Below are 14409 nucleotides of genomic sequence, written 5' to 3'. Positions count from 1 at the left end.
GTCCCCCCTTGGATGGGCTGCTGCTACAGCATATGAAGATACGGCCTATTCGGTGTTCTTTTTGGTCCAGCGGTTTGCATCCCTTGTATTGAATTTGTGCATCACTTTGTCATGGGCTTCTGTCAAATCTATCCCTAGCGAGTTAGCGAAACAAATGGTAATAAATAAAATATCGCCAAGCTCGAGCTCTATGGAGTTATCCGCCTCCGTCTTTTTCTTCGGTTTCTCTCCAAACCGGTGGTTTACCTCCCGGGCCAGTTCGCCTACTTCTTCGCTCATTCGGGCCAGCATGGAAAGCGGACTGAAATATCCCTCTTTAAACTGTGATATGTACGCATCTACTTCACGCTGAAGCTCCGAGAGCGGTCTGTCAGCCATTTGCAATCCCTTCTTTCCTTCACTTGCATTTTCCCCCCTTATGTTATCTTAAAGGCGAAATGAAAACAAATGCTTTTTTAAAGTACGCCGGAAAAGGTATACTAGGAATGTTCTTCATTTTGACTAAGTTATACGAAGAGGGGATTCAATGATTACGGAAAAATTGTCCACCGCAATCAAAACAACGCTGCCCATCCTGCTGGGCACCGCTATTTATGCATTCGGGCTGCTTTATTTCATTATTCCAAACAAGCTTACCGAAGGAGGAGTCACCGGGATTACCGTGCTTCTGAAGTACGGATTTGGCGTATCGCCCTCATTGACGACTCTTGTCATCAACATTCCTTTGTTTATGCTGGGTTGGAAAATGCTTGGCGGAAGGCAAATCGTCTACACCGGGGCAGGGATCGGATCGCTCACTTTTTTCCTGTGGCTGTTTGAGCATTTGATGAATCGGGGCTGGATCATTCCGTTCCGTACCGAGCACGACTACATATTAGCTTCATTATATGCAGGTGTAACGCTGGGCGCAGGACTCGGCATCGTCTTTCGCTATGGCGGCACGACGGGCGGGTCGGATATCGTTGCCCGGATTATGAACCGCAAGTTCGGGTGGAGCATGGGTCAGGTCATTTTAATCATCGATGTCATCATCATCGGTCTTTCCTTGCTGTTCATTCCGATTGAAAAAGTGCTGTACACCTTGGTAGCCGTCTACATCTCTTCGAAAGTGATCGATTTCATCCAGGAAGGCGCCTATGCGGCCAGAGCTTTCATGATCATAACGGACCACGCCGAACAAATCGCAGATTTGATCACGAAAGATATGGAGCGGGGCGTAACGCTCATTCCGGCGATAGGCGCTTATTCCAAAAAGGGCAAAAATATGGTGTACTGCGTGGTGGCAAGACACGAAATCCGCCGCCTCAGCCTGCTCGTCAAATCGATAGACCCCAAGGCTTTCATGGTCATTAACGACGTGCATGACGTACAAGGCGAGGGGTTCCGTGAAGAGTAACGTTTTGTTCGGACAAGCTGCTGCTCTCATCAGGTACGTTTGTCCGAAGGCTGCTCTTTCGGCATCATCACAGGCTGCAGCTCCTGCTCGGCGGCATACTTGCGGTAAGCGGTATAGCCCAGCGCCAGCAATATCCAGACGCCGATCAGCAAACTCCATCGCCATGGATTGCTGTACCCGGCAATAGGAAGAAGCACTGGCTGCTCTCTCGGTTTGCCGAACAACCTATTCAAAAGCCCTTGCCCTCCTGCAAGGGCTTTTTGCAGTTCGCCAAGATCACTTTTGTTTCCGCCGCTCAAGCCTTCTATATAGGACATCCAGGAATCCACGGCCGCAATCTCGGAGGGATCCTTCCGGATGACCGCCGCAGAGCGAATCATCTCATAATGATCCCGCATCTCCGAAAAAGAACGCTTGACGCCCTGCAGGTCGTTTTGAATAGAAGCCTTGGACAATTGGTCCGCATCGTCTGTTAACACCTTATAATATTGAAGCCAGAGCGCTCCCTTCACATGAATCAAACTGTCTACGGCCAGACGCAGGCGGGCCGAGGACGTTTTCCAAGCTTCGGGTGAAGGTTCCGCTTTGTAAAGAACGGAACGGGCATCCATCACACACGCCGTCAGCTCGTGGATCCCTTCCACACCTGTAAGGCCTTGATATGATATTTCCCCGATCAGGGACGAAATGGTTCCCATGGCTTTCTGGGCTTCTTCTGCGCGGCCGTTTTGCATGGACTGATACAGCGATTCCGAAGCCCGTTCCAGCAGGAGCAGCTGCTCCTGCCGGGCCCTAGGGCCATCTTCCTTCGCTGCGGCGGCAGGGACAAAATTCCACTGCCAGGCCAAGAAAACCATCAATGCCAAAACCGCTGCTGCAATTCTGCGCCAACCGACTCTTCCATTCACCGGACATCCCTCCTACCACAATTTATGGCAGGTTGTCTCAACTTAGAACGAGAAGACGGTTTCCGTCTTGAAGAGCTCTACTCCCTTCCCGAGAGCCTTACGCTGATCCATGACAAGGCGCTGCTGAAGAGCGTAAGCAAAAAGGTGAAATTCTGAACTTCCGTAACGTTGTCATCAAGCTGGTCAGGCAGCCAGGGGTAAACCCCAAAGCTATAGTCCACCGTATCATTCAGAAAGGTCCAGGCCGCCGCGCACAGAATCATCCAGGTCCCGCAGCGGAAGAAGCGGACGTATAGAAGAGCCTCTGCCGCCATCGCCAAATGAGAAGCGGTCAGCATATAGTCCTGCCAGGCGAGGGTCCCCCCCTGATAAGCGCCTGCAAAAATCATAGCTACAGCCCATATCCCGTATTTGATGCTTGTTACTACACCCAAAGCTTCAATCAGCATTCGGATTTTCAGCCATTTAACGAATCGGTGTTCCAGTAGAAGAAATAGAATAGACAGCGTAAAAAACAGACTCGCTGTCGGGCTGTCCGGGACAAAAACAACCAGCCAGACCGGATAGTTATTGACCGTGTCTTGAAGCTGCGAGCCGTACCATATGTATCCGTATATCGTTCCAAGCAGATTACAGATGAACAGGAGCCATAAAATAAGGGGATTCGTTAAGAAACGGCGGCTCCATAGCACAGACAATTGCATGAACCTACTCCTTTTCCAATAATTTTGCTTGCCGTATAAGTTCTACTATATCCCAATCATGGCTTTTGCACAAAAAAGAAGAAATGCCATCGGCATTTCCTTAATCCCGGCATTTCTTCGTCAGCTTTGCAAAGTTTTCAGTTGATCCGTCAGAAGCCGAAAAGCTACTTCATCGCCCTCTGCCAATGCACTGTCTATTTCGCCGTACAATTGTTCCTCACGATGTTTGCGTAAAGCTTCGTCCAGAACCATCTCTGCTGCCAGAGCCAACATGACTTCGTAAGTAGCCTTCATTTTATCCATGGGATGCACCTCCAACAGATATGAAATAGTATAGGTATCTTTTACACCCGAATATTGCTTTTATCCGTTGTCTTGTTGTCCGTTAAACCGGCCGTGCCGGCAACCAGGCTCTTCACATAGGACCTTCCGGCCGGCGTCATCCGCAAAACCGCCCCATGCTCAGCATCCTCTCCGACTTTAACCATCCCCAAGTGAAGCATCATCTTGATGATGCGCTCCCGAAAAATTGATTCCGGAGTGTCATAATAGAACGGCCTGATAAAACGCTGCATCGTTTCAAGCAGGGAAGCAGCGCTGGTCCACAGGGCACAACCTTGATCGATCCAATAAATCAGAGAGAGCAAATTGGGGATAGGTCCTTTATACAGTCTTAACCAAAAGTGGATCAGGCAAAGCAATGGCTCCTTTGTCTCTTCCTGCACGGCCTTGTCTCCAAGCTCCGTCAGGGTCAGCCGTCCAGCCTGTTCGCGAATGAATCCGCGGTGGCAAGCATAATCGTACAGGAGGGCAAATCTGTCCGGATAATCCCTGAACCTCCTGCCGTACCCGAAGCGCCACCCGGCTCGCCCGACAAGAGGTTCACCGACATATAGCTTCTCCATTAGCTGGGATTGATTACGCTTGTACATGACGCCTTCCGAATTCAGCTGAATTTCGTGTCTCTGAATATAATGCAGCAGCAGGTACAGGTCTTCGGGCGCCTGCTCCTGCTCCTCACGGTAAACTGTCGGCTCCTGAACCTTCACAACCTGTGAAACAATTTGCTGCTCCAGCACGCTCCGAAACCTTGACTTCAAGTCCTCCGGCACACCGAACAAATACCGGGTGTTCGGGGTAGAGCCGTTGAACAGCCAGCCCCTTTGCCTGAACCTCGCAATCATTTCGCGGACTGACCCTGACCCGCTATTCTTGTCTTCCGGGCTAAATTTCGCCTGGCCGGCACTGGCGAGCAGTTCCTCAAGGCTTAAGCGGTTCCTTCTGTCGAACAGCAAAGTGTTGAGAAAGCGGAGATCTTCAATGCCCATTTGGTCGACATGCTCCTGAATGAACTCCCGGTTCCCCATCTTGTTTAAAATGGACTGGATCAGCTCCATCTTTGAATGGGAATTGCAATTGCATTCATAGTGCGCAGCAATTTTCGAGAGCATTTCGATATCGGCATATGTCAGCATTTCTGCCAGATTCATGGATCATCGCCTCACCGTTTTAATACCATTATGGGAAATCCTCCGTCTTTTATTCCGTCTCCTTAAAAAAAAGTGCTCCAAACCGGAAAACGTCCGAGAACAACAACTTCCCTAAGGTTCATGAACGTGCTAGGCCAAGTTAAAGGCGGGTTCCGCTTGGTAAACGCAAATATTAGACTTTCCCCGTTTTTTTGTTATCATAAATAAAGAATCCATAAATTCAATAAATTTCCAATCAGGAAAGCGAGTTGATTCTGGATGCCAGGTCTTTCCCAATCCAAGAATGGAAATAAACCCCAGACAACAGAGAGGGAATCTATAACCGAACCATTAATCATTGCTGAGCAGCAAGAGGGATATGTAGATGAGCATTTAAGACCGTTGCAGCAAATCGAAGGTGGCGGAGGGCCAAAAAAAATCAACTTGGAGAGTATGCCAAAACCCACCAGATATTTAGGTTATATTTTTTTGTATATCATCCCTGTATTATTAATCATTCTAGTGATGATCAGCTTTATCCGTTAACAAGTTATAATCTTGCTTGTATCTCTTGATTTATAAATAATCTCTTGTCAGCAGCCATCATCATGCAAAAAGACCGCTTAGCAGCCTGCAGCCTGCAAGCTTCTGAGCGGTCCCTTCATAAAGTAGGATGATGCTATGCAATTCGAAAAAAACGTTTACTGCTTTCCGGCAGCCGAAGTGAGATGCTTTGTACAGTTAAATAGAACAATCTCCCACTCCGCTTCCTGTTTCTCCAGTATGGACAGGGACAAATTGCCGATTCTTTCCTTATACTTAGACTTATATAATCCCATATAGAGCTGCGCCAACAGGCCGCCGTGGGTCACTACGAGCACGTTGCTGTGCGGAAACCGCTTGGCCAGATCGGCCATAAAAGCCAAAGCCCGGCTTTGAACCTCCGATTCCTTCTCCTGTCCTAGCTCCTGCATATCCCACTCTTTACCCCATAAGCTTTCACGCTCGCTCTGCGTCAGCCCTTCCGCTTTGCCGAAAGAGCGCTCCAGCAGTCTGGAATCGGGATCATATACCGGAATCTTTAGTGCTTCGGCAATGATTTCTCCCGTCTCCTGAGCGCGGGACAAACCGCTTGTTATGACGAAATCCCATTTGAGCGGTTCCTGAACCAGGCGATCTGCAAGCAGCTTAGCTTGCCTCCTCCCCTCATTGTTCAGCGGGATGTCGCTTCGTCCCTGTATTTTGCCGATGGCATTCCAGTCTGTGAGTCCATGGCGGATCAAGCCAACTATCATGAGAGACCTCCTTGTGATTGCAGTCGGTATGCTTATAAAACAACCCCACAGACGTGGGGCGTTCACTTCAAAACGATTTCAGGCACTTGACGGGGACCCTGGAAAAGTTATGAATGTCCTTTGCCGTTAGTGATGTCTGACGCGTCGCAGCCCCCTCCAGGCCAGCAGCGCAAGCCCCATTGCGACCATGGACAAAACCATCCAGTATAGGGGGTGAACCGGATTCATGCCTACGACATAAGGATCGACAATTCCGCTTGAAACATTGGTCAGATTATACCTCATGTGGGAACCGGACACGCTTTCCGTACCGGCCACAGCCGTCGGAATCAGCCCGGAGCCCATTGTTTCATCACTTTTACTCGATAATGGCCCGGAAAAAGCGTATAGAATTACACTAATCAGAAATACGGACATAAAACCGGCAGCCCAAATCATCAGCCGTTTGCGGAATAAGCGTTCGGATGCCGTTTCTTTGCCGGGTGCCAGCCACGGTGACTCCGCGTAAATCCGGTCCATAACCTTGCGGTTAACGGCTTCAGCACGTTCTTCGCAAACCTCGACGGGCAAACTATGTACGAGATTCAAGCTTTCCTGCCAGATTTCAAACTGTTCTGAGCAGTCTTCACACCCGCGCATGTGCCACTCCAAACGCTTGCGTTCCGGATGGGATTCAGGCAAATCCCAGATCCATCCAAACATGTCTTGGGCCTCTTTACAGTTCATCTGCTCTTCATCCCTTCGAGTTGCTCAAAAAACGGTTCATAGAAGTAGGGTTCAAGCTGATTTTTCACACTGCTCCTAGCACGGAACAGCAGCGACTTAACGGCGCTGATGCTTTGTCCCAAAATGACAGAAATCTCATGATAATCCAGTTGGTCGTACTCCCGCAAAATCAAAGCCGATCTTTGCTTTTCCGGAAGATTGTTGATGGCGTCCCTCACCTTGCTGACTCTCTCATTGCGGAGAATGGCCTGCTCCGGAATAATTTCGTGCGGCGCAACCGGAACATAACCGCTGTCTTCCAGCGGAACGTTGCTGCTGCGCTGCTTGCGCAGTTCGCTTAGCACGGTATTTCTGGCGATCGTATAAAGCCAGGTCGAGAACGATGCATCCACTTCCCGGAAGGAATGCAAACTGCGAAAGGCCTTGTAAAACGTCTCCGAACATAGATCCTCGGCAAGCAACTCGAGATTGGCGCTTTTAAGCATATGGTAGACAAAAGTCAAAATTTTTCGCTGGTAACGTCGCATCAAATGGGAATACAGCTCAGTATTGCCTTCTTTAATTTCTTTAATCAGTTGGGAATCCGTCATTAAATGCGATCCTCCTAGCCCACCCTGTCATCATCCCGTTTGCTTGTCATATGTATTTGTACCAAACAGGATTGAAAAAGTTTCGGTAGCTAAACAAATTTTTTTGCTGGTGACTTGGAAGGAATCATCCAATCACTCCAATATTATACCATATGGCCAAGGATCAAAATAGAGAATCGTTTATTATTCCCTGTTTTTCTCGAGTGCATACCTTTCTTCGGACTCTTTTTTAACCTGATCGGCATTCCTTTTATCAATATGTGTGTTTCCTACAAAAAGTGATCAAATAACCCCATAAAGTGAGGCTTTTACTTTGAGGCGGATTCAGGTACTTTGCGGGGACCCCGGAAACTCATAAAAAAAAGGCCGCCCTTTGGGCGGCCACCATCCATTTGCAGGACGGTCAGTTTGGATAGGAGTGGAGAGAAACCATACTGTACTTTTATTATATGTATACGTTTTCATTTTGTCAACCCTATTTTTTTAACGCTTACATTTTTTTATCTGGAAAAATTTCCAGACTGCAGTCAGAAGTAAACTTTATACTCCAGCTCCTGCAGCAAAGCCTTTGCGCGTTCCATCTCTTTCTCATTGCGGAAGGAAAGATGCATCAGACCCGGCACATCTTCGCGGCTCTCAATGATTTGCATATTGCTCAGATTGATCTCGCGGAGACCGAGCTCCGTTGCCACTTGGCCGATAATTCCGGGATGGTCCGGCACATCGATATAGAGATCGAACAACGGCTGTATAGCTCCTTTGCGCCGTTCCGGCAGTTCTTTGCGAAATAAACCCGCCTGGCTGAAAGCTTGCTCAATCCCAGCTCCGTCCTCTTGTTCCAGAAGCCTCGCAAAGCCGTCAACTTCCTGCTTCCAGTCCTTCAGCAACTGAAGCAGCACTTCCTTATTGCTTAGTAAAATGTCCCGCCAAACCACCGGATCGCTGGAGGCGATCCGCGTAATATCCCGGAATCCTCCTGCCGCAAGCAGGCGGTATAAGGCATTTTTCTCATTGTAGCCCCGAATCTGGTTCACGAGGGCAACGGCTATAATATGAGGAAGATGGCTGATTGCCCCCACAATTTCATCATGCAGCTCCGGCTCTACCCGGATAATGTGCGATTTGGTGTAACGGAGCAAATTCTCAAGATCTTCATAAGTTTCCTCGGTTGCGCTGTTTGAAGGAGTCAGCACGTAATAGGCATTTTCAAAGAGCAGCGTCGAAGCTGCCTCAACGCCGGACCGTTCGGAACCGGCCATCGGGTGGCCGCCGATAAAATGGACATTTTGCAAGGAAAGCGTATCTGCCGAGGCGGCTATGGAAGCTTTGGTGCTGCCCACATCGGTTATGATGCAGCCGGGCTTCAGAGGCAGCTTGCTAAGCTTGTGCAGGTAGCTTTCCAAACTGCCGACAGGTACGCACAAAAAAATAAAGTCGGCATCAACTGATGCCTCCTCCAATGAAAGGGTGACTTGGTCCACAACACCGCGTTCTTCGATACGTTTCAGGATGTCGGGACGGTGGCTGTAGCCAACCACCGTAATTTCGGGCTTGCCTTTAAAGCATAGCGCAAGCGAACCGCCAATCAACCCGACACCAATAATGGCAATCTTTGTAGTCATATTCTATTTCACTCGACTTCCCCAAAATTCTGTATAGCTTTCTCTTTAGACGATCGTCTGCTCCTTCTTGAGCACTTGCTCAAGCGCGGAAATAAACTTCCGGTTCTGCTCCGCAGAGCCGACGGTCACCCGGATCGAGTTCGGATATTTGCCGAACCCGCTGCGGACAATGATGCCAAGCTTCAGCAGGGATTGAAACATCTCTACTGCCGAGCTGCGCACATCGACCATGATGAAATTGCCGTGCGCCGGAAAATACGAGAGCCCCAGACGGTCAAACTGCTCATAAAGATACCGGATGCCTTCCGCATTGCGCTCGCGGCACTGTTCAATATATTCCCGGTCGCCAAGGGCGGCAAGAGCTGCAGCCTGAGCAATTCGGGAAGTGTTGAAGGGCTCGCGCACCTGATTGATGAGCTTGATAACGCCGGCATCGCCGATCCCGTAGCCGATGCGCAGGGAAGCGAGGCCGTAGATTTTGGAGAAGGTGCGGAGCACTACCAAATTCCGGTGCTTGCCAAGCAGGGACAAGCTTTCCGGATAACTATCGTCCACGACGTACTCGGCATAGGCCTCGTCCAGGACAACCAGCACGTGCTCAGGCACCCGGTTCAGAAACGCCGTTAGCTCGGCTGCCGAAACAATCGTTCCGGTCGGATTGTTCGGATTGCAAACCCAAATCACTTTCGTCCGGTCCGTAATCGCCGCAAGCATCGCTTCAAGGTCATGAGTTCCGTTCACGAGCGGGACTTCTATGCTGACGGCGCCTTCGATATCCGCATTGCTTTTGTATACGGAGAACGTCTGATCCGCCATGATCGTTTCATCCCCCGGGAGAAAGAAAGCCCGGGCAATCAGTGCGATAATTTCATCGGAACCGCAGCCGAAAATAATCTGGTTCGGGTTAACGCCGAGTTGTCCGGACAGGACGCGGGTCAATTCCCCTGCGCTGCCGTCCGGGTACAGGCTGATATTGGACAGTTCCTCCTGAATGGCAGCCGGTACCTTCGGCGAACTTCCAAACGGATTTTCATTGGAAGCCAGTTTCACAACCTCTTCAAGACCGAGTTCGCGTTTCACTTCTTCTATAGGCTTCCCCGGTTGATAAACGGGAAGATTGACAATATGGGGTTTGGGCTGCATATGTTCATTTCCTGCCTTTCTAACCAAATGAGTGAACTGCTATTCTTTTAATTGTGACACAAAATTGCGAATTTGCAATAGACCTTCCGGTTTTGACTCTTCCTTCTCCAGCAGAGGCAAATGCTTTTCGATTTCGCGTACAATCGCGCTGCCGACGACGACGCCGTCACAAATCGCTGAAAAGCGCTCTACCTGCTCATGCGTGGAAATGCCGAAGCCGACAGCAACCGGCAGATCGGTCCCTTTTTTTACCGAACCAAGAAAGCCCTCGATCCCTTCGTGGAAAGAAGAGCGCATCCCGGTTACGCCCAAAGAGGATACGCAATAGACAAACCCTCTCGCTTTGCTTAATATGGACGCTATTCGTCCTTCGGAAGTAGGCGCGACAAGAGGGATCAGATGAATGCCCGCCCGGTCGGCATGCTCCAGCACTTCAGCCGATTCCTCAAAGGGAAGATCGGGAATAATCAGCCCGCTGATATGGTGTTCGGAAGCGGCTTTAAAGAACGTATCTAGGCCCATTTGCATAACCGGATTATAATACGTAAAAAGAACAAAAGGAAGCTCTACGCCCCGCACTCTCGCCTGGCCCGCCGCCTCAAGACAGCTGCCGATCGTAATTTGCTGCTTCAAGGCCCGCTCGGAAGCCCGCTGGATCACCGGCCCGTCCGCAAGCGGGTCGGAATACGGAACGCCGAGCTCCAGGATGTCGGCCCCCGCTTTTTCCAGCTCGGCTATCAAATCTACCGTGGCGTTGACATCCGGGTCCCCGACGGTCAGAAACGGGATCAATGCGGTTTTGCCCTGTCCCTTCAGCTTTTGAAAAGTGGCGTCGATCAAGTTCATTGCGCTTCACCTCCCAGATAAGCCATGATGGAATCGACATCTTTGTCTCCCCGTCCGGAAAGGCAGATGACGACAATCTGGTCTGCCGAAAGCGACGGCGCAAGCTTGACGACTTCAGCGACGGCATGGGCCGATTCAAGCGCCGGAATGATGCCTTCCGTCCGGCTGAGCAGCTGCAGCGCGTCCACAGCCTCCTGATCCGTGATTGGCACGTATTTCGCTCGTTCCATATCTTTCAGATATGCGTGCTCGGGTCCGATTCCCGGATAGTCGAGTCCGGCGGAAATGGAGTGGGCAGGCTGCACCTGGCCGTGTTCGTCCTGCAGCAAATAGCTGAGCGAGCCCTGGAATACCCCTTTGCTCCCTTGAGTCATGGTTGCCGCATGATAAGGGGTGTCGATCCCTTTCCCTGCCGCCTCGACGCCAACAAGCTTGACGGAAGCGTCGCCGATGAACGGGTAAAACATGCCGATCGCATTGCTTCCCCCGCCTACGGCAGCGACAACGAGATCCGGCAGTCTGCCTTCCGCCTCGAGAATCTGCGCTCTCGTCTCATCACCGATGACCCGCTGAAAATTGCGCACCATCATCGGATACGGATGCGGGCCAGTAGCGGAACCGAGAATATAGAACGTATCGTCTACATGGCTGACCCAGTAGCGCAGCGTTTCGTTGCAGGCATCCTTCAGCGTTCTTGTCCCCGAAACGACGGGAACGACTTCGGCTCCGAGCAAGCGCATCCGGAAAACATTGAGCTGCTGACGTTTCATGTCCTCTTCGCCCATAAACACCTTGCACTCCAGCCCAAGCAGCGCGGCGACGGTGGCGCTGGCCACTCCATGCTGCCCGGCTCCGGTCTCGGCAATGATCTTGGTTTTGCCCATTCGTTTGGCGAGAACGCCCTGGCCGATCGCATTGTTAATTTTATGGGCTCCCGTATGGTTCAGATCTTCGCGCTTTAAATAAATTTTGGCTCCGCCAAGCTGCTTGGAGAGACGTTCGGCATAATAAAGCGGCGTCTTCCGACCGGAATATTCCTTAAGCAGATAAGCAATCTCTTCCTGAAAAGAAGGGTCCTCCGCATGCTTGCGATAGGCCTCCTCCAGCTCCATCAATGCGTTCATCAGCGTTTCCGGCACATAGCGGCCGCCAAAGCTACCAAAACGCCCGCGTTCATCGGGCACCTGTGACTGTATCATATGCCTTTCACCCTCTCTACAAATGCTGTGATCTTGTTTATATCTTTTATGCCCTCACGCTCAACTCCGCTCGATACGTCTACTCCGTCCGGATGATAGGAGGCAATCAAATGCTGTACATTATGTTCATGAAGCCCGCCCGCCACAAGGAGCGGGATTCCGCTCTTCTTCGTCCATTCCTGATATGGCGCAAGGGCGCTCCAGTCGAAGGAGGTACCCGAGCCCCCGCCGTAGACCGGATCGTACGCATCCACCAGCAGCGCGTCAATAAAGCCCTGATAGGAATTCAAACAACGGCTCGTGTCACGGCTTTCTCCATCCTTGACCGACATCGCCTTCATGATCCGAACCGGAAAACGTTCCTTCACGCTCCGGCAAAATTCAGGACTCTCCTGGCCGTGAAGCTGCACGACATCAAGAGCGGCCTCCCGCAGAACGAGCTCCAGCTCCTCCAGGGAAGGATTAACAAACACGCCGACGCTCTTCGGTACTGGTTTGCCCGCTGCTGCCTCATCCTGCAGGACCTTCACAATTTGGGCGGCTGTTCCTGGAGCAATCTGTCTCCGGCTTTTCGCAAACACAAGCCCGATCATTTCAATAGGTAAGTGCAACAACGATTTTACCACTTCAACGCTTTGCAGTCCACAAATTTTTACCGCCGTATCAGCCATTTCGCACGGCTCCCTCGCGGTTTAACGGGCCCATAACCTGGTGGACAGCCTCTTCCACCGATTCCTTGCGCATAAATGTTTCCCCGATCAGCACGCCCTTTGCGCCGCACATGGAGAGGTAGGCAATATCCTCCGGACCTGTGATTCCGCTCTCGCTGATTAAAGTGGCTCCCGGCGGCACATACCCGGCTAACTGCGCTGTGGTTGCCAAGTTCGTTTCAAATGTTCTTAAATTCCGGTTGTTGACGCCGACCAGCTTGATGCCGTCGATCAGGCTTGCTCTTTCAAGCTCCTTCTGATCATGAACTTCGACCAGCGCATCAAGTCCAAGCGACTCCGCGAGCGCAAAATAGGATTTGAGCTGGCTGTCATCCAAGATAGCCGCAATGAGCAGCACGGCGTCGGCGCCGAGCAGCCGGGCTTCATAAATTTGCAGCTCGTCAATGATAAAATCCTTCCGAAGCAGCGGCACGCCTACGGCTTCCCGGATGTTCATCAGATAGCTCCCGCTTCCCTGGAAATACTGCACGTCGGTAAGTACGGAAATGCAGTCCGTTCCGGCCTGTTCATAAGCTTTCGCTATGCCGACCGGATCGAAGTCCGGACGGATCAACCCTTTGGAAGGGGAAGCTTTCTTCACTTCCGCGATGAGTCCCATCCCCCGGTGTCTTCCAGAGCGCAAAGCCTCCGCAAAACCTCGCGTGTTCGGCATGGTTGCAATGACCTTCTCTGCGGAGCCCGCATTTAAACGTTTTTTCAGCTGCTCCACTTCCGTTTTTTTCGTCTCAACAATTCGATCAAGATACATAACTGAACGCTCCTGTCGTTTGAATAAGCTCCTCCAGCTTGCTTTCTGCCTGCCCGCTGTCAACGGCGTTTGCGGCAATGGACACGCCTTCGGCTATGCTGTCCGCCTGACCGGCAATGTAAATGCAAGCGCCTGCGTTGGCCAGAACAATATCGCGATGGGGCCCTTTTTTCCCCTGAAAAATATCTCTGATGATCCGGGCGTTGCGTGCGGCATCGCCTCCATAAACGTCCTCAAGGGGGCAGCTTTTTAAGCCGAGATCGGCAGCTTCAATTTCAAAGGTTTTGACTTCTCCGTTCCGAAGCTCGGAAATTTTGGTCGGAGAGGAAAGGCTGATCTCATCCAGTCCTTCGCCGCTAGTTACGACCAAAGCTCTGGATGATCCCAGTTCTTTCAGAACGTGGGCAATCGTCTCCGTCATACGGGGATCATAGATGCCTAGAAGCTGACGGTCAGCCCCTGCCGGATTCGTAAGCGGGCCCAGCATGTTAAATACCGTCCGGATTCCCAGCTCTTTGCGGGGACCTGCCGCATACTTCATCGAAGGATGGTACACCTGGGCGAACAAAAAGCATATGCCGATTTTCTCCAGGCACTGCTTCGCCTGCTCCGCCGTCAGGTGAATATTGACGCCAAGCGCCTCCAGAACGTCCGCGCTGCCTGCGCGCCCCGAGGCAGAGCGGTTGCCGTGCTTGGCAACCCTGACCGATACGGAGGATGCGATAATCGCGGAAGCCGTTGAAATGTTGAATTTATGAATGCCGGAGCCGCCCGTACCGCATGTATCCAGAAGCTGCGTCCGTTTGACTTCAACGGAGCTTGCCTTATTTCGCATCGCTTCGGCAAACCCGGTAATTTCCTGGACCGTCTCGCCTTTGAAACGCAGCGCGGTCAGCAGCCCGCCAATCTGGGCCGGCGTCGCCTCCCCTTTCATGATGATCCCCATCATATCCTTCGCTTCCTCACGGCTCAAATGCTCGCCGCGAACCACCTTGGATATTCCTGCCTGCATCATTTCATGTCCGCTCATTG

General features: G+C 51.2%; 17 protein-coding genes. 2 read left to right on the top strand and 15 right to left on the bottom strand.

Annotation, left to right across the window (positions count from 1 at the left end; all coding sequences use genetic code 11):
- Positions 1 to 45: 45 nt before the first annotated feature.
- Entirely contained in the window at positions 46 to 378 is a 333-nt protein-coding gene (locus K7397_RS03990; protein WP_223066650.1) for a nucleotide pyrophosphohydrolase, read from the bottom strand.
- 148 nt (positions 379 to 526) lie between these two features.
- Between K7397_RS03990 and K7397_RS03985 the strand changes: the two genes are divergently transcribed.
- The gene (locus tag K7397_RS03985) at positions 527 to 1396 is read left to right on the top strand and encodes a YitT family protein (protein WP_223066649.1); all 870 of its coding nucleotides are present in this window, start codon (positions 527 to 529) and stop codon (positions 1394 to 1396) included.
- A 29-nt stretch (positions 1397 to 1425) separates the two neighbouring features.
- Here K7397_RS03985 and K7397_RS03980 read toward each other — a convergent pair whose 3' ends face one another.
- The 4 genes from K7397_RS03980 to K7397_RS03965 form a co-directional block, all read right to left on the bottom strand.
- Positions 1426 to 2304, bottom strand: coding sequence for a sporulation protein YpjB (locus K7397_RS03980; RefSeq protein ID WP_223066648.1), 879 nt, complete (start codon positions 2302 to 2304; stop codon positions 1426 to 1428).
- A gap of 77 nt (positions 2305 to 2381) precedes the next feature.
- Positions 2382 to 3008, bottom strand: a complete 627-nt coding sequence (locus K7397_RS03975; RefSeq protein ID WP_223066647.1) for a DUF1405 domain-containing protein — start codon at positions 3006 to 3008, stop codon at positions 2382 to 2384.
- A 120-nt stretch (positions 3009 to 3128) separates the two neighbouring features.
- Entirely contained in the window at positions 3129 to 3311 is a 183-nt protein-coding gene (locus K7397_RS03970; protein WP_223066646.1) for an IDEAL domain-containing protein, read from the bottom strand.
- Positions 3312 to 3352: 41 nt separating this feature from the next.
- Positions 3353 to 4498: a hypothetical protein gene (locus K7397_RS03965; RefSeq protein WP_223066645.1), complete on the bottom strand. Its 1146-nt coding sequence runs from the start codon at positions 4496 to 4498 to the stop codon at positions 3353 to 3355.
- A gap of 258 nt (positions 4499 to 4756) precedes the next feature.
- On the opposite strand from K7397_RS03965, the gene K7397_RS03960 reads away from it, so the two are divergent.
- A complete protein-coding gene (locus tag K7397_RS03960) occupies positions 4757 to 5023 on the top strand; it encodes a hypothetical protein (protein ID WP_223066644.1) in 267 nt (88 codons plus the stop codon).
- A 155-nt stretch (positions 5024 to 5178) separates the two neighbouring features.
- On the opposite strand, the gene K7397_RS03955 is transcribed toward K7397_RS03960, so the two are convergent.
- From K7397_RS03955 to trpD, 10 genes are all read right to left on the bottom strand, one after another.
- Entirely contained in the window at positions 5179 to 5772 is a 594-nt protein-coding gene (locus K7397_RS03955) for a histidine phosphatase family protein (protein ID WP_223066643.1), read from the bottom strand.
- Between the two features lie 126 nt (positions 5773 to 5898).
- Positions 5899 to 6474 carry a zf-HC2 domain-containing protein gene (locus K7397_RS03950; RefSeq protein WP_237690650.1) on the bottom strand — a complete coding sequence of 192 codons (576 nt, stop codon included), beginning with the start codon at positions 6472 to 6474 and terminating at the stop codon, positions 5899 to 5901.
- Between the two features lie 20 nt (positions 6475 to 6494).
- Positions 6495 to 7088, bottom strand: a complete 594-nt coding sequence (locus tag K7397_RS03945) for an RNA polymerase sigma factor (protein ID WP_223066641.1) — start codon at positions 7086 to 7088, stop codon at positions 6495 to 6497.
- Positions 7089 to 7615: 527 nt separating this feature from the next.
- The gene (locus K7397_RS03940) at positions 7616 to 8710 is read right to left on the bottom strand and encodes a prephenate dehydrogenase (protein WP_223066640.1); all 1095 of its coding nucleotides are present in this window, start codon (positions 8708 to 8710) and stop codon (positions 7616 to 7618) included.
- Positions 8711 to 8755: 45 nt separating this feature from the next.
- Entirely contained in the window at positions 8756 to 9853 is a 1098-nt protein-coding gene (gene hisC / locus K7397_RS03935; protein WP_223066639.1) for a histidinol-phosphate transaminase, read from the bottom strand.
- 39 nt (positions 9854 to 9892) lie between these two features.
- Positions 9893 to 10699 carry a tryptophan synthase subunit alpha gene (gene trpA / locus K7397_RS03930; protein WP_223066638.1) on the bottom strand — a complete coding sequence of 269 codons (807 nt, stop codon included), beginning with the start codon at positions 10697 to 10699 and terminating at the stop codon, positions 9893 to 9895.
- Positions 10696 to 11898, bottom strand: coding sequence for a tryptophan synthase subunit beta (gene trpB, locus K7397_RS03925; RefSeq protein ID WP_223066637.1), 1203 nt, complete (start codon positions 11896 to 11898; stop codon positions 10696 to 10698). The genes trpA and trpB overlap by 4 nt, the downstream gene beginning before the upstream one ends.
- Positions 11895 to 12569 carry a phosphoribosylanthranilate isomerase gene (locus K7397_RS03920; protein WP_223066636.1) on the bottom strand — a complete coding sequence of 225 codons (675 nt, stop codon included), beginning with the start codon at positions 12567 to 12569 and terminating at the stop codon, positions 11895 to 11897. The genes trpB and K7397_RS03920 overlap by 4 nt, the downstream gene beginning before the upstream one ends.
- Positions 12562 to 13377 carry an indole-3-glycerol phosphate synthase TrpC gene (gene trpC, locus K7397_RS03915; protein ID WP_223066635.1) on the bottom strand — a complete coding sequence of 272 codons (816 nt, stop codon included), beginning with the start codon at positions 13375 to 13377 and terminating at the stop codon, positions 12562 to 12564. Before trpC ends, K7397_RS03920 begins: the two co-directional genes overlap by 8 nt.
- Positions 13367 to 14407, bottom strand: a complete 1041-nt coding sequence (trpD, locus tag K7397_RS03910) for an anthranilate phosphoribosyltransferase (protein ID WP_223066634.1) — start codon at positions 14405 to 14407, stop codon at positions 13367 to 13369. Before trpD ends, trpC begins: the two co-directional genes overlap by 11 nt.
- Positions 14408 to 14409 lie beyond the last annotated feature (2 nt).

Origin of the sequence: Paenibacillus caui (genome assembly GCF_019904135.1) — a bacterium.
GTDB lineage: Bacteria > Bacillota > Bacilli > Paenibacillales > Paenibacillaceae > Fontibacillus > Fontibacillus caui.
The sequence above is the reverse complement of the archived record's forward strand: the minus strand, read 5'-3'. Positions and strand labels throughout refer to the sequence as shown.

Excerpts from the sequence above, each read along its gene's own strand:
- K7397_RS03970 (WP_223066646.1), bottom strand. The coding sequence starts at position 3,311 with ATGGATAAAATGAAGGCTACTTACGAAGTCATGTTGGCTCTGGCAGCA.
- K7397_RS03955 (WP_223066643.1), bottom strand. The coding sequence starts at position 5,772 with ATGATAGTTGGCTTGATCCGCCATGGACTCACAGACTGGAATGCCATC.
- K7397_RS03985 (WP_223066649.1), top strand. The coding sequence starts at position 527 with ATGATTACGGAAAAATTGTCCACCGCAATCAAAACAACGCTGCCCATC.
- K7397_RS03950 (WP_237690650.1), bottom strand. The coding sequence starts at position 6,474 with ATGTTTGGATGGATCTGGGATTTGCCTGAATCCCATCCGGAACGCAAG.
- K7397_RS03940 (WP_223066640.1), bottom strand. The coding sequence starts at position 8,710 with ATGACTACAAAGATTGCCATTATTGGTGTCGGGTTGATTGGCGGTTCG.
- K7397_RS03945 (WP_223066641.1), bottom strand. The coding sequence starts at position 7,088 with ATGACGGATTCCCAACTGATTAAAGAAATTAAAGAAGGCAATACTGAG.
- trpD (WP_223066634.1), bottom strand. The coding sequence starts at position 14,407 with ATGAGCGGACATGAAATGATGCAGGCAGGAATATCCAAGGTGGTTCGC.
- K7397_RS03965 (WP_223066645.1), bottom strand. The coding sequence starts at position 4,498 with ATGAATCTGGCAGAAATGCTGACATATGCCGATATCGAAATGCTCTCG.
- trpA (WP_223066638.1), bottom strand. The coding sequence starts at position 10,699 with ATGAACTTGATCGACGCCACTTTTCAAAAGCTGAAGGGACAGGGCAAA.
- K7397_RS03990 (WP_223066650.1), bottom strand. The coding sequence starts at position 378 with ATGGCTGACAGACCGCTCTCGGAGCTTCAGCGTGAAGTAGATGCGTAC.
- K7397_RS03975 (WP_223066647.1), bottom strand. The coding sequence starts at position 3,008 with ATGCAATTGTCTGTGCTATGGAGCCGCCGTTTCTTAACGAATCCCCTT.
- hisC (WP_223066639.1), bottom strand. The coding sequence starts at position 9,853 with ATGCAGCCCAAACCCCATATTGTCAATCTTCCCGTTTATCAACCGGGG.
- K7397_RS03920 (WP_223066636.1), bottom strand. The coding sequence starts at position 12,569 with ATGGCTGATACGGCGGTAAAAATTTGTGGACTGCAAAGCGTTGAAGTG.
- trpC (WP_223066635.1), bottom strand. The coding sequence starts at position 13,377 with ATGTATCTTGATCGAATTGTTGAGACGAAAAAAACGGAAGTGGAGCAG.
- K7397_RS03960 (WP_223066644.1), top strand. The coding sequence starts at position 4,757 with ATGCCAGGTCTTTCCCAATCCAAGAATGGAAATAAACCCCAGACAACA.
- trpB (WP_223066637.1), bottom strand. The coding sequence starts at position 11,898 with ATGATACAGTCACAGGTGCCCGATGAACGCGGGCGTTTTGGTAGCTTT.